Source organism: Rothia amarae (assembly GCF_014705945.2).
Classification (GTDB): Bacteria; Actinomycetota; Actinomycetes; order Actinomycetales; family Micrococcaceae; genus Rothia; species Rothia amarae.
Map to the genome: position 1 here is coordinate 673,562 of NZ_CP061538.1, position 12,668 is coordinate 686,229.

The 12,668-nt window shown below is 51.3% G+C and carries 18 protein-coding genes; all 18 read left to right on the plus strand.

Features of this window, described 5'->3' with window-relative positions:
- Positions 1-21 precede the first annotated feature (21 nt).
- The 18 genes from rplF (at position 22) to rpsI (ending at position 12,508) form a co-directional block, all read left to right on the plus strand.
- Positions 22-558 carry a 50S ribosomal protein L6 gene (rplF, locus tag IDM48_RS03190; RefSeq protein ID WP_068169544.1) on the plus strand — a complete coding sequence of 179 codons (537 nt, stop codon included), beginning with the start codon at positions 22-24 and terminating at the stop codon, positions 556-558.
- Positions 559-560: 2 nt separating this feature from the next.
- Complete coding sequence (gene rplR / locus IDM48_RS03195; RefSeq protein ID WP_068169541.1) at positions 561-920, plus strand: 50S ribosomal protein L18; 360 nt, start codon at positions 561-563, stop codon at positions 918-920.
- Positions 920-1,612 carry a 30S ribosomal protein S5 gene (gene rpsE / locus IDM48_RS03200; RefSeq protein ID WP_068169539.1) on the plus strand — a complete coding sequence of 231 codons (693 nt, stop codon included), beginning with the start codon at positions 920-922 and terminating at the stop codon, positions 1,610-1,612. Before rplR ends, rpsE begins: the two co-directional genes overlap by 1 nt.
- The gene (rpmD, locus tag IDM48_RS03205) at positions 1,612-1,821 is read left to right on the plus strand and encodes a 50S ribosomal protein L30 (RefSeq protein ID WP_068169536.1); all 210 of its coding nucleotides are present in this window, start codon (positions 1,612-1,614) and stop codon (positions 1,819-1,821) included. Before rpsE ends, rpmD begins: the two co-directional genes overlap by 1 nt.
- A gap of 2 nt (positions 1,822-1,823) precedes the next feature.
- A complete protein-coding gene (gene rplO, locus IDM48_RS03210; RefSeq protein ID WP_068169533.1) occupies positions 1,824-2,282 on the plus strand; it encodes a 50S ribosomal protein L15 in 459 nt (152 codons plus the stop codon).
- Positions 2,283-2,529: 247 nt separating this feature from the next.
- Positions 2,530-3,840, plus strand: coding sequence for a preprotein translocase subunit SecY (gene secY, locus IDM48_RS03215; protein ID WP_068169531.1), 1,311 nt, complete (start codon positions 2,530-2,532; stop codon positions 3,838-3,840).
- Complete coding sequence (locus IDM48_RS03220) at positions 3,837-4,400, plus strand: adenylate kinase (RefSeq protein WP_068169528.1); 564 nt, start codon at positions 3,837-3,839, stop codon at positions 4,398-4,400. Before secY ends, IDM48_RS03220 begins: the two co-directional genes overlap by 4 nt.
- Before the next feature lie 101 nt (positions 4,401-4,501).
- A complete protein-coding gene (map, locus tag IDM48_RS03225; protein ID WP_190618010.1) occupies positions 4,502-5,338 on the plus strand; it encodes a type I methionyl aminopeptidase in 837 nt (278 codons plus the stop codon).
- Positions 5,339-5,403: 65 nt separating this feature from the next.
- Complete coding sequence (rlmN, locus tag IDM48_RS03230) at positions 5,404-6,588, plus strand: 23S rRNA (adenine(2503)-C(2))-methyltransferase RlmN (RefSeq protein ID WP_190618012.1); 1,185 nt, start codon at positions 5,404-5,406, stop codon at positions 6,586-6,588.
- Between the two features lie 177 nt (positions 6,589-6,765).
- Positions 6,766-6,987 (plus strand): translation initiation factor IF-1, encoded by a 222-nt coding sequence (gene infA, locus IDM48_RS03235; protein WP_005505018.1) that lies wholly within the window; start codon positions 6,766-6,768, stop codon positions 6,985-6,987.
- A gap of 125 nt (positions 6,988-7,112) precedes the next feature.
- Positions 7,113-7,226: a 50S ribosomal protein L36 gene (rpmJ, locus tag IDM48_RS03240; RefSeq protein ID WP_068169517.1), complete on the plus strand. Its 114-nt coding sequence runs from the start codon at positions 7,113-7,115 to the stop codon at positions 7,224-7,226.
- Between the two features lie 158 nt (positions 7,227-7,384).
- Positions 7,385-7,753: a 30S ribosomal protein S13 gene (gene rpsM / locus IDM48_RS03245; protein ID WP_068169514.1), complete on the plus strand. Its 369-nt coding sequence runs from the start codon at positions 7,385-7,387 to the stop codon at positions 7,751-7,753.
- A gap of 73 nt (positions 7,754-7,826) precedes the next feature.
- Positions 7,827-8,234, plus strand: coding sequence for a 30S ribosomal protein S11 (gene rpsK / locus IDM48_RS03250; RefSeq protein ID WP_068169512.1), 408 nt, complete (start codon positions 7,827-7,829; stop codon positions 8,232-8,234).
- Positions 8,235-8,379: 145 nt separating this feature from the next.
- Complete coding sequence (locus tag IDM48_RS03255; protein ID WP_068169508.1) at positions 8,380-9,372, plus strand: DNA-directed RNA polymerase subunit alpha; 993 nt, start codon at positions 8,380-8,382, stop codon at positions 9,370-9,372.
- A gap of 107 nt (positions 9,373-9,479) precedes the next feature.
- Positions 9,480-10,163, plus strand: a complete 684-nt coding sequence (gene rplQ, locus IDM48_RS03260) for a 50S ribosomal protein L17, sunset domain variant (RefSeq protein ID WP_190618013.1) — start codon at positions 9,480-9,482, stop codon at positions 10,161-10,163.
- Positions 10,164-10,269: 106 nt separating this feature from the next.
- Positions 10,270-11,211, plus strand: coding sequence for a tRNA pseudouridine(38-40) synthase TruA (gene truA / locus IDM48_RS03265; protein ID WP_190618015.1), 942 nt, complete (start codon positions 10,270-10,272; stop codon positions 11,209-11,211).
- Positions 11,212-11,534: 323 nt separating this feature from the next.
- On the plus strand, positions 11,535-11,978 hold the full coding sequence (gene rplM / locus IDM48_RS03270; RefSeq protein ID WP_145175114.1) for a 50S ribosomal protein L13: 444 nt from the start codon (positions 11,535-11,537) through the stop codon (positions 11,976-11,978).
- A gap of 32 nt (positions 11,979-12,010) precedes the next feature.
- The gene (rpsI, locus tag IDM48_RS03275) at positions 12,011-12,508 is read left to right on the plus strand and encodes a 30S ribosomal protein S9 (RefSeq protein ID WP_068169503.1); all 498 of its coding nucleotides are present in this window, start codon (positions 12,011-12,013) and stop codon (positions 12,506-12,508) included.
- Positions 12,509-12,668: the final 160 nt, after the last annotated feature.

Genomic DNA, 12,668 nt, shown 5'->3' on the forward strand with positions numbered 1-12,668 from the left:
TAGAAGAGAAAGGAAGAGTAAATGTCACGTATTGGACGTCTCCCCATCTCGGTTCCTGCCGGCGTTGAGGTAAAAATTGACGGCAACAACGTTTCTGTGAAGGGTCCCAAGGGCGAACTATCCCGCGAGATTTCTGCACCGATCACTGTTGCTCAGGAAGACGGCACCATCACCGTTTCCCGCCCCAATGACGAGCGCGAATCACGTGCCCTGCACGGTCTTTCACGCACCTTGATCAACAACATGATCATCGGTGTTACTGAGGGATACACGAAGAAGCTTGAAATCATTGGTACCGGTTACCGTGTGGCAGCCAAAGGCCAGGATCTTGAGTTCGCTCTCGGTTATTCACACCCCATCTCCATTAAGGCTCCTGAGGGAATCACCTTTACTGTAGAGGGCCAGAATAAGCTGACCGTTTCCGGCATCAATAAGCAGCAGGTCGGACAGGTCGCTGCTAACATTCATGGTCTACGTAAGCCTGACCCCTATAAGGGTAAGGGCGTTCGCTACGAAGGCGAGCAGATCCGCCGCAAGGTCGGAAAGGCTGGTAAGTAATAATGGCTATCAAAACAAAGTCAGCTGCACGCGCACGTCGTCACGCACGCGTTCGCAAGTACGTATCTGGCACCGCTGCACGTCCCCGTTTGAGCGTTACTCGCTCAACCCGTCACATGTTCGTTCAGGTTATCGACGATGTTCAGGGCAAGACCTTGGCATACGCCTCCACCATGGAAGCTGATCTTCGTAACGCTGATTTGGACAAGACCGCTAAGGCTAAGCGCGTTGGTGAGCTCGCTGCAGAGCGCGCCAAGGCAGCAGGCGTTGAAGCTGTTGTCTTCGATCGCGGTGGTAACAAGTACCACGGTCGTGTAGCTGCAGTTGCTGAAGGCGCACGCGAAGGAGGTCTGGCACTCTAATGAGCGAGCAGGCAGTAAACGAAAAGGAAACTCAGGTGACTGAAACAACCGCAGAAGCAGTTGAAACCACCGAGAAGTCTTCCTCTGAAGATCGCCGCAACAACCGTGGCGGTGAACGTCGCGGAAACCGTGGCGGTGAGCGTCGCAACAACCGCGGTCGCGATGAAGAGAAAGACAAGTTCATTGAGCGCGTTGTAACCATCAACCGCGTTTCCAAGGTCGTCAAGGGTGGTCGTCGCTTCAGCTTCACCGCACTTGTCGTTGTTGGAGACGGCCAGGGTATGGTTGGCGTTGGATACGGCAAGGCTAAAGAAGTTCCTGCAGCTATTGCCAAGGGTGTTGAGGAAGCGAAAAAGAATTTCTTCCGCATTCCCCGCATCGAAGATCGCACCATTCCTCACCGTGTGCAGGGTGAAGCAGCCGCTGGCGTGGTAATGCTTCGTCCCGCAACCGCAGGTACCGGTGTTATCGCTGGTGGTCCCGTTCGCGCGGTACTCGAAGCAGCAGGTATCCACGATGTGCTCTCCAAGTCACTTGGTTCTTCGAACCAGATCAACATTGTGAAGGCAACTATCGCAGCTCTCAAGATGCTTGAAGAGCCCGTAGCTGTTGCGGCACGTCGCGGTCTGCCTAACGATGAGGTCATCCCGAGCTTCTTGCTCAAGTCCAAGTCTGAAAAGGCAGGTGCGTAATGACCGGTAAGCGAATTCAGCCCAGCGACGCTCAGCTTGAGATTACTCAGCTCAAGTCTTACGTCGGCCAGAAGCAGAACATGCGTGACACCCTTCGTTCCTTGGGCCTTAAGCGCCCCGGTAACAAGGTTGTTCGTACTGCAGACCCCGTCACCTGCGGCATGGTTAACACCGTTGCTCACCTGGTGAAGGTTGAGGAGGTCAAATAAAGATGGCAGAGATCAATAACGAAGCTATCAAGATTCACGACTTGCGCCCCGCTCCGGGTGCCCACAAAGCAAAGACCCGCGTAGGCCGCGGTGAAGGCTCGAAGGGTAAAACTGCAGGTCGCGGCACCAAGGGTACCAAGGCACGCTACCAGGTTCGTCCTGGCTTCGAAGGCGGTCAGCTTCCGCTGCACATGCGTCTTCCCAAGCTGCGTGGCTTCAAGAACCCCTTCCGCACCGAATACCAGGTTGTAAACCTGGATCGTATTTCGGAACTTTTCCCCGAGGGTGGCGACGTAACTGTTGACACGCTTATTGAAAAGGGCGCAGTTCGTAAGAACGAACTGGTTAAGGTTCTTGGTAACGGCGACATCTCCGTCAAGGTTAACGTCACCGTTGATAAGGCATCCAAGTCCGCAATCGAAAAGATTGAGGCAGCTGGCGGTTCTGTAACCGTCAAGTAGTTTGTGAGTAACGTGAGTTACTGAAAACTATGAAAGATCCTCCGTTCCCTTTGGGGAGCGGAGGATTTTTATTTCTCGTGGGGAGGGGATAAGAGTGAGCATTGACATTATGGGCATACCTCCTCCGGTGTCCCCAATTGCTGTTTTAACCAGCTAAACTAAAAATGATGTGTTAATTGTTTGATTTTGTGCGCCCTTTTTGATGCGCTATCAAATATATTGACTTCCCAATTTTTCAGGAGGACATGTGCTTGGCGCGTTCGGACGGGCATTCAAAACCCCCGATTTGCGGCGTAAGCTGCTGTTCACCGTTGGCATTATCGTAATTTATCGGATAGGCGTTTTCATTCCTGCTCCCGGTATCTCTTACGGCAACGTTCAACAATGTCTGGCTCTAGGTAACACTACCGGCGGAGTTTACGACATGGTGAATCTATTCAGCGGCGGCGCCCTATTGCAACTATCTATTTTTGCTCTAGGCGTGATGCCGTACATCACCGCATCGATTATCGTTCAGCTGTTGCGCGTGGTGATTCCACGTTTCCAAGAGTTGCATGAAGAAGGTGCACAAGGTCAGACAAAGCTTACTCAGTACACTCGTTATTTGACGATTCTGCTGGCTTTGTTGAACTCCACCACCATTATTTCGTTGGCACGATCTGGCACACTACTGGGTAACTGTCCCCTGCCGATTATCCCCGACGATAGCTTTATCAATATTTTACTGATAGTTATCACGTTGACTGCCGGTACAGGCGTCATCATGTGGTTGGGTGAACAGATTACTGAAAAGGGCGTGGGCAACGGTATGTCCCTGCTCATTTTCACTTCAATCGCTGCATCGTTCCCCACCGCAATGGGTAATATTGCAACTGCCAATGGCTGGGGGATTTTCGCCGCTGTTTGTGCAGTGGGGCTGCTCGTAATCATCGCCGTCGTGTTCGTGGAGCAGTCTCAGCGTCGCATTCCTGTTCAGTATGCAAAGCGAATGATTGGACGCCGCACCATTGGCGGTACTTCAACTTATATTCCGTTGAAGGTCAATATGGCTGGTGTTATTCCATTGATTTTCGCTTCATCGTTGTTGATGATTCCTGGTCTTCTGGCTCAGTTCAATACTCCATCTGACGGTACTCCGCCGCCGGCTTGGGTTTCTTGGATTAATGACTATTTGGTCAAGGGCGATCATCCGCTCTATATTGCTCTGTACTTCTTGCTCATTCTCGGCTTCGCATACTTCTACGTTTCCATCACGTTCAATACAGAAGAAGTTGCAGGCAACATGAAGAAGTATGGTGGGTTTATTCCTGGTGTGCGTGCAGGTAAGCCCACGGAACGTTACCTCACGTATGTGTTGAACCGTATTACCCTTCCTGGCGCTCTCTACCTTGCTGTTATTGCAATGATTCCGCTGGTAGCTCTCATTCTGTTCAACGCTAATCAGAACTTCCCGTTTGGCGGTGCATCGCTGCTAATCGTGGTCGGCGTTGGTCTAGATACTGTGAAACAGATTGACGCTCAGCTCCAACAAAGAAACTATGAAGGATTGCTCCGATGAACCGTTTGTTGATTATTGGTCCTCCCGGTGCCGGTAAAGGCACCCAGGCTGTGAAGATTTCTGAACAGCTTTCGATTCCTGCTATTTCTACTGGCGATATCTTCCGTAAGAACATCAAGGAAGAGACCGATCTCGGAAAAGAAGCTAAGAGCTACATCGATTCGGGAAATCTGGTTCCAGATTCAGTAACGAATAAGATGGTTCGTGCTCGTTTAGCAGAAGACGACACCAAGGATGGTTTCCTGCTAGATGGCTATCCTCGTAACCCGGAGCAGGTTCACGAACTTGATACCATCCTCGCTGAGAATAATGAGGAAATTGATCAGGTTCTGCTTCTTGTTGCGGATAATGAGGAGCTCGTACAGCGTCTTTTGGGTCGTGCCGCTGAGCAAGGACGTACAGATGACAATGAAGAAGTCATTCGCCACCGTCTGAACGTTTATGAAAAAGAGACCGCTCCGTTGTTGTCAATTTATCGTGAACGCGGTCTGATTAAAGAAGTAAACGGTCTCGGCGAAATTGATGAAGTTACAGAGCGTTTGTTAGACGCTTTGAAATAAATTTATGAGCACTGTGCCCCCGGTCATTGCGGGGGCACAGCCGTTTAAATGAAGATGGACAGGTTTGCTAGACAGGAAATCTAGCATAAGAAGGAGTAAGAGTGCGCCGTATTGAATACAAAACTGATGCTCAGCTAGCTTGGATGGCTAAGGCTGGAGTCGTCACTTCTCGTGCATTGGATGCGGCGGTTGCAGCTGTTGCTCCTGGGAAGACCACTGCAGATTTGGATTCTGCCTTCCGAGAGATAATCACTGCCAATGGTGCTACTTCAAATTTCTTGGGATATTACGATTATCCGGCGATGATTTGTGCTTCTGTCAATGACGAAGTAGTTCATGGGATTCCTGGCCCCCGAGAGCTGCTCGCGGGGGATATGGTTTCCATCGATGGGGGAGCGGTACTCACCGACCCTGCAACGGGTAAAACTTGGAATGGCGATTCTGCCCGCACCGTAATGGTAGGGAATGCATCTGCAGAGCGACGTGAGCTTTCTGAAATTACCCAAGCGGCTCTGTGGCATGGAATCGCTGCTGTTGCCAGTGCTCGAAAAGTCGGTGAAATCGGCGTAGCTATCGAACAGTTCGTCCGTGAAGAAACTGGCGATAAGTACGGAATTATTGAAGACTTTGTCGGGCACGGCATCGGTACTTCCATGCACATGGCTCCCGACGTCCTGAACTATGCCGCTAGAGATCTTGGCCCCCGCTTGAAAAAGGGGATGGCCCTCGCTATAGAGCCCATGCTAGTGACCGGCTCGATTGAGACACACGTGCTAGCAGACGACTGGACAATCAAAACCAATGACGGCGGCGACGCCTGCCAGTGGGAACATTCCGTTGCTATCCACTCTGATGGTATTTGGGTTCTCACAGCAGAAGATGGCGGAGCATCGGAATTGTCTAAACTTGGCGTTACCGTCAAACCCATTCCCGCCTAATACTTTTTACCTCGCTATCGGTCTAATTGCTCAGTTCAAGAAACTGAATAGACAGCGGAAGGAACATGAACATGACTGAAACCACTAAAGTACCGGTTGAAATTTCAACCATACGCCCTGAACCAGGTCAAATCGCCCTTAAAGCTCCTCGACGAGAACAACCCCCGGCTCATATTGCGGACTTCGATATGGCAGGACGCAAGAAGTTCCTGGAAGAGCTAGGCTATAAGCCATTCCGCGCGTCTCAGCTTTCAAAGCATTATTTTGAAAGGCTCATTGATGATCCCGCTCAAATGACTGACCTTCCTGCCGCCGATCGCGAGGAGATGGTAGCTAAAGCTATGCCCAAGCTGCTAACCAACGTTCGTACGTTAGAGGCAGACGACGGCGATACCCTCAAGATTGTTCACCGTCTGTTCGACGGTGCCTTGGTGGAGTCCGTGATTATGCGCTACGAAAATCGCGTGACCATGTGTATCTCCTCGCAAGCAGGTTGTGGAATGAACTGCCCTTTCTGCGCCACTGGGCAGCAGGGCCTCACCCGAAACCTTTCTACCGCAGAAATTGTAGAACAGGTTGTGGCAGGTGCGCGCTATCTGCAGCAGATGAAGGGCATCGAACAGGCTGAGGATGGGCACGAGGATACGCGTCCTTTGCGAGTCTCCAACATCGTCTTTATGGGCATGGGCGAAGCTCTAGCGAATTATAAACGCACCATGGGAGCAGTCCACCGTCTGATTGACCCTGCTCCTGAAGGACTAGGTATTTCTGCGCGTGGACTCACAATGTCCACCGTTGGACTGGTACCCGGTATGCGTAAATTTGAAATGGAAAAGCTTCCCATCACTCTGGCGCTCTCTCTTCATGCACCTGATGATGAACTACGCGACGAGCTTATCCCCATCAACACTCACTGGAAAGTAGATGAAGCGCTGGATGCCGCCTACAGCTACTACCGCACCACGGGCCGCCGCATCTCTATCGAGTACGCCCTCATCAAAGACATCAACGATCAAGGATGGCGTGCTGACCTCCTCGGCAAAAAACTTGCATCCCGTGGGCGCGGTTGGGTTCATGTTAACCCCATCCCACTCAACCCCACTCCAGGGTCAAAATGGACAGCATCCCGTAAGGGTGTAGAACAAAACTTCGTAGAACGACTGCGTGCTCACGGGATACCGACGACCATCCGGGATACGAGAGGTTCCGATATCGACGGCGCTTGTGGTCAGTTAGCCGCTCAGGAATAAAACGAAAACTGCTACCAGCCGTGAATGTGACGAGAAACCAGTTAACTTTTAAGAATAGTTCCCGTACACTTGATAGTTGGTTGTCACTACCGTGTACTTTGTGCGCGCTGAAAGACAATTCAACTATCAAACTGTTGTTCGTGGCGGACGTTACGAACACCGACGTTAGCGGAGGATATGGCCAAAAAAGACGGCGTCATTGAGATTGAAGGTTCTGTAGTAGAAGCTCTACCCAACGCAATGTTCCGCGTTGAGCTAGATAACGGACACAAGGTTCTTGCGCACATCTCAGGAAAAATGCGTCAGCACTACATTCGAATTCTCCCCGAGGATCGGGTTGTAGTGGAACTGTCTCCTTACGACCTCTCACGTGGTCGTATCGTCTACCGCTACAAATAAGCCCATGAAGTTTGCGTCGGTTCGCCGGCGTGCATTTCATGTTAAGGGGTAACGTGTTCCAACGGAAACCTCTTATCCCGTAAATCAATCAATGCAAAGAATTGCAATCAACGCAAAGGAATGCGATGAAGGTCAAGCCGAGCGTTAAGCCGATCTGCGATAAGTGCAAAGTGATTCGCCGTAAAGGCAATGTCATGGTGATCTGCGAAAACCCGCGTCACAAGCAGCGCCAGGGCTAATTTAGCTGTTGACTGCTTGAGTCCTTAGGGACAAATAATGATATAGGCACCGCTCCTCTCTTTTGATGGGATACCTCCGGATCCAGAGGCCGGGGACCGAGAATACTCTCGGGCAGTGATGCCATAGACCTCTGAAACAAATAAGGAGAACAGCCAATATGGCACGTCTCGCTGGAGTCGATCTTCCCCGCGAAAAGCGCGTGGAAGTAGCTCTTACTTACATTTACGGCGTGGGTAAGACCCGTGCTCACGAAGCACTCGAGGCAACTGGCGTTAGCCCCGATGTACGGGTAAAGGATCTTGATGATTCGCAGCTCGTTGCACTTCGTGACTTCATCGAAGGTAACTACAAGGTTGAAGGTGACCTTCGCCGTGAGGTTGCTGCTGACATTCGTCGTAAGGTCGAAATTGGTAGCTACCAGGGTCTGCGTCACCGTCGCGGTCTTCCGGTTCACGGTCAGCGCACCAAGACCAACGCACGTACCCGTAAGGGTCCCAAGCGTACTGTCGCTGGTAAGAAGAAGTAATAACGCGTTGTTTCAGTTCAACAATTTCTTCGTTGAACCAACGTATAACCAACCTTTGTAGGAGAATCAATACATGCCTCCCAAGACTCGCGCAGCGGCACGTAAAACTGCTGGCCGCCGCAAGGTAAGCAAGAATATTGTTGCCGGTCAGGCACACATTAAGTCAACTTTTAACAACACCATCGTATCGATTACCGATCCTACCGGTGCTGTTATTTCATGGTCCTCAGCTGGCGAAATGGGCTTCAAGGGCTCACGCAAGTCAACTCCTTATGCTGCACAGATGGCTGCTGAAACCGCTGCAAAGCGCGCTCAGGAACATGGTGTTCGTAAGGTAGACGTATTCGTTAAGGGCCCGGGCTCAGGTCGCGAAACCGCAATCCGCTCACTTCAGGCTACCGGCCTGGAAGTTGGTTCGATTCAGGACGTTACCCCCGTTGCACACAACGGTTGCCGTCCTCCGAAGCGTCGCCGCGTCTAATTGATGCCGTCTCCCGGATCCGTCCGGGCGGTTACCCGGCCCAAGGCTAGGTGATCATTGGACAGACTGCTTCGTCTGCTTCCTTATCCCTTGTTTTCCCAACCCTGTGAGCTCATATAGCGGATGCTCACCGAAAGGAAACATCGTGCTTATTGCACAGCGCCCCACTTTGAGTGAAGAAGTAGTAGCGGAAAACCGCTCTCGCTTCACCATCGAGCCCCTCGAACCGGGCTTCGGCTACACCCTGGGTAACTCGCTTCGTCGAACCCTGCTCTCATCAATCCCCGGTGCCGCTGTAACCAGCATTCGCATCGATGGCGTGCTGCATGAATTTAGCACCGTTGAGGGCGTTACCGAAGATGTCACTGAAATCATCTTGAATCTCAAGCAGCTTTCAATTTCATCTGAGAACGATGAACCTGTTGTTGCATACCTGCGCAAGCAGGGTGAAGGTGAACTCACCGCAGCAGACATCGAGGTTCCCGCAGGTGTGGAGATCCACAACCAGGATTTGCACATTGCGCACCTGAACTCACGAGCAAACTTCGACGCTGAGCTGACTATTGAGCGTGGTCGCGGCTACGTTTCAGCAGCTCAGAACAAGAGCGGAGATAGCGAAGTTGGCCGTATCCCGGTTGACTCCATTTACTCACCCGTTCTGAAGGTTACATTCCGTGTGAATGCAACTCGTGTGGAGCAGCGCACTGACTTCGACTCCCTTACTTTGGACGTCGAAACCAAGGAAGCTATTGCTCCTCGCGATGCAGTCGCATCGGCAGGTAGCACCCTGGTTGAGCTGTTCGGCTTGGCACGCGAACTCAATACCGCAGCTGAAGGTATTGAGGTTGGTCCGTCACCTGCTGACGAATCAATGGCTGCTGATCTTGCTCTTCCGATTGAAGATCTCGAAATGTCAGTACGTTCCTACAACTGCCTTAAGCGTGAGGGCATCCACACCGTGGGTGAGCTCGTTGCACGCAGTGAAGCGGATCTTATGGATATTCGTAACTTCGGTGCAAAGTCTATCGATGAGGTCAAGGCGAAGCTTACCGAGCTTGGTCTAGCACTCAAGGATTCACCTCCCGGTTTTGAACTTGCTCGTATGCACGATGACGAAGACGGCTACGGAGATATCTAAATCCTGCTTCGGTCCAGCCTAAAAAGGCGAACCTAAACGTCAAAAGCTTGGTTCCAAAAGACTCCATGATGGAGACCACGGAACTGTAATTCCATGGAGAAATAATTATGCCTACTCCCACTAAGGGTCCCCGCCTCGGCGGTAGCCCAACACACGAGCGTCTGATGCTCAACAACCTGTCCCAGCAGTTGTTTGAGCACAAGCGCATCACCACTACCGTTACCAAGGCTAAGCGGATGCGCCCTGTGGCTGAACGCTTGATTACCTTCGCTAAGAAGGGCGATCTTGCTGCACGCCGTCGCGTTCTGCGCTCCTTGACCGACAAATCTGTAGTTCACGAGCTCTTCACCGTTATTGCGCCTGCAATGGCAGAACGCCCCGGTGGCTACACTCGTATCACCAAGATTGGTAACCGCAAGGGCGATAACGCTCCTATGGCTGTTATTGAACTTGTGATGGAGCCTGTTGCATCTGCTGCAGTTGTTGAAGAAGCAACTCAGGTAGCTACTAAGTCAGTCCCCGCTGAAGAAGCAAAGACTGAAGCTCCTGGAGCAGCTACTGCAACCGAGTCTTCAGACCTGCCTGCTGGCTCACATGCACCTCTTGAGTCCGGCGAGGCTCCCGAGGGCTTTGAAGTCAAGGGTAACTCTGACTCCATGAAGTACCACGTGCCTGGTTCACGCTGGTACTCATCCACCAGGGCTGAAATCTGGTTCGATAATGCTGAATCAGCTAAGGCTGCAGGTTACGCACCTGCTGGTGGCGAAGCTGCTCAGAAAATTTCCGAATAATCGGATTTTGAGCTTTTAACTCTAAATTGCCGCTCACAGGTAAACTGTGGGCGGCAGTTTTGTTTTAAAGAATGTGAGGTATCGGGTGATACGAAGGGGAGAGACCGTGGCAGACAAAGAACTTGGTGAGGTAAGTACCCAACGCGTTCGGGTGGACTTAGCTTACGATGGTTTCCCCTTTGCAGGGTGGGCAAAGCAACCTCAGCTGGTGACGGTACAAGGAGTGGTTGAAGAGGCCTTCGCCATGATTTTTCGCCAGCCCATCTACGTCACTGTAGCTGGTCGTACTGACGCGGGAGTGCATGCTCTACATCAAGTCATTCATTGCGATATCCCCGAAGATAAGTGGGAGAGTGCTGCCGGAAGGAGCGGGCTCTCGCCAGCGCAAGCTCTGCCACGTAAACTCCGGGGAGCAATGAGTAAATGCCTCAACGACGCCGAACAGGAGCTGGGAGTACCAACTCGATTGCACGGTATTCTCCAAAAAGCTATTACCGTGTTCTCTGCCCAGGAAGTACCTCATACTTTTGATGCGAGGTTTTCCGCATTAGAAAGAAAATATCGCTACTTAATTGAAGACGGTTTCATGTCCAAGGGATCTGACCCGCTCGTCCGGCATATGGCATGGCAGATTGATGATGAGCTCAATCTGGACTTAATGAACTCAGCGGCTCAGAATTTACTGGGGTTACATAATTTTCTTTCGTTCTGTAAGCCGAGAGAGGGTTCGACTACCATTCGCGAATTGCGAGAGATTTTTTTCACTCGTAGAGATGATGGTCTAGTGGAGGCATCTATCCGTGCGGATGCTTTCTGCCACAATATGGTGCGGACTTTGGTTGCATCGCTGGTGCTCGTAGGGCAAGGCAAAAAAGACCTCGCGTGGTTGGGAAGTCGTATTGAAAATCCACGGCGCGATTCTGATGTGCGACTTGCTAGCCCTCGTGGTCTTGCTTTAGCACATATCGAGTATCCGGCGGCGGACCTCTATCAAGTACAAGCAGATCAGGCACGGGCGATGAGAGAGCTCCCTTTAAATCCACGTTAGAACTGTGGAAAACATAATGGCTGGCTCTTAAGAGAGTTGAATTACAAACATGGTATTTCAAAGATTAAACCAGTGATTTACAGCTAGTTCATGTGGATTAAGCAAAATACCTGATGTATAGTTTCATACGTTGTGCGTGTTCCGCCCTGATTCACGTGCGCCTTTCTACAGCTTGGTTGCAGAGCAGAAAAGAAAGATGCGCCCAGGGAGTTTGTGAACGAGTAGATGCGTTTGGTCCTCACCCAAACCCTGCTAATCGCACGTTGAAAGAGGCGCGATACCCAACTAAGCGCCATATGTACATACGAGACAAAGGCGAAATTTTGCGCACTTACACTCCCAAGCCCGGTGAAGTAGAGCGCCAGTGGCACGTCATTGACGCTACTGACGTTGTCCTGGGTCGTCTTGCCAGCCAGACCGCAACACTGCTGCGCGGAAAGCACAAGCCGACCTTTGCTGCTCATGTTGATACCGGCGATTCTGTCATCATCATCAACGCTGAAAAGGTTGCACTAACCGGTGCAAAGCTTGAACAGAAGCGTGCATACCGTCACTCAGGCTACCCAGGTGGTCTGAAGTCGGTATCTTATGCTGAACTCTTGGAAACCAACCCCGTTCGCGCCGTAGAAAAGGCTGTTAAGGGTATGCTTCCTAAGAACAAGCTTGCGGCTCAGCAGCTGAAGAACCTCAAGGTTTACGCAGGTGCAGAGCACCCGCACGCTGCTCAGCAGCCCAAGACCTTCGAATTCACCCAGGTCGCCCAGTAATTCGGGCCAACGAAAGAACATTAGGAGAAATCGTGGCTCAGAACGAAGAGCAGATTGTAAACGAAGAAGAGGTCACTAGCTACACCTCTGAATCTTCCGCTCCCGTAGCAGAAGAAGCAAAAGCAGCTCGCCCCGCGCTTACCGTTTCCGGTTCAGCAGTGGGGCGTCGCAAGGAAGCTGTTGCACGCGTTCGCGTTGTGCCCGGCACCGGAAAGTGGATTATTAACGGTCAGGAACTTGCTACCTACTTCCCCAATAAGCTTCACCAGCAGGAAGTAAACGATCCTTTCAAGCTTCTTGAGCTTGAAGGCGCTTACGATGTCATCGCACGTATCAATGGCGGCGGCGTATCAGGTCAGGCAGGCGCTCTGCGCCTGGGTATCTCACGCGCACTCAATGAGATTGACGTAGAGAACAACCGTCCTGCCCTTAAGAAGGCTGGCTTCTTGACTCGTGACGCACGCGTTATCGAACGTAAGAAGGCAGGCCTCAAGAAGGCACGTAAGGCTTCACAGTTCTCCAAGCGTTAATCAACGCTTCGAACGTCAAGTTCTTACTCAAAAGGCAGAGCCGATTTCGGCTCTGCCTTTTGCTTTATGTTCAGATATACCCAAGATACAGGCTGAATGAGATTTTCATAAAGTCTAAATAGATGTAACAAATACTTGTAGGGGCTCTCTCACATAGAAT

What these genes read in the sequence shown, in the direction of transcription:
- rlmN (WP_190618012.1), top strand. Translation starts at nt 5,404, where the DNA reads ATGAACATGACTGAAACCACTAAAGTACCGGTTGAAATTTCAACCATA.
- rpsM (WP_068169514.1), top strand. Translation starts at nt 7,385, where the DNA reads ATGGCACGTCTCGCTGGAGTCGATCTTCCCCGCGAAAAGCGCGTGGAA.
- rpsK (WP_068169512.1), top strand. Translation starts at nt 7,827, where the DNA reads ATGCCTCCCAAGACTCGCGCAGCGGCACGTAAAACTGCTGGCCGCCGC.
- rplF (WP_068169544.1), top strand. Translation starts at nt 22, where the DNA reads ATGTCACGTATTGGACGTCTCCCCATCTCGGTTCCTGCCGGCGTTGAG.
- IDM48_RS03220 (WP_068169528.1), top strand. Translation starts at nt 3,837, where the DNA reads ATGAACCGTTTGTTGATTATTGGTCCTCCCGGTGCCGGTAAAGGCACC.
- rplO (WP_068169533.1), top strand. Translation starts at nt 1,824, where the DNA reads ATGGCAGAGATCAATAACGAAGCTATCAAGATTCACGACTTGCGCCCC.
- rpsE (WP_068169539.1), top strand. Translation starts at nt 920, where the DNA reads ATGAGCGAGCAGGCAGTAAACGAAAAGGAAACTCAGGTGACTGAAACA.
- rpmJ (WP_068169517.1), top strand. Translation starts at nt 7,113, where the DNA reads ATGAAGGTCAAGCCGAGCGTTAAGCCGATCTGCGATAAGTGCAAAGTG.
- rpmD (WP_068169536.1), top strand. Translation starts at nt 1,612, where the DNA reads ATGACCGGTAAGCGAATTCAGCCCAGCGACGCTCAGCTTGAGATTACT.
- rplQ (WP_190618013.1), top strand. Translation starts at nt 9,480, where the DNA reads ATGCCTACTCCCACTAAGGGTCCCCGCCTCGGCGGTAGCCCAACACAC.
- infA (WP_005505018.1), top strand. Translation starts at nt 6,766, where the DNA reads ATGGCCAAAAAAGACGGCGTCATTGAGATTGAAGGTTCTGTAGTAGAA.
- rplR (WP_068169541.1), top strand. Translation starts at nt 561, where the DNA reads ATGGCTATCAAAACAAAGTCAGCTGCACGCGCACGTCGTCACGCACGC.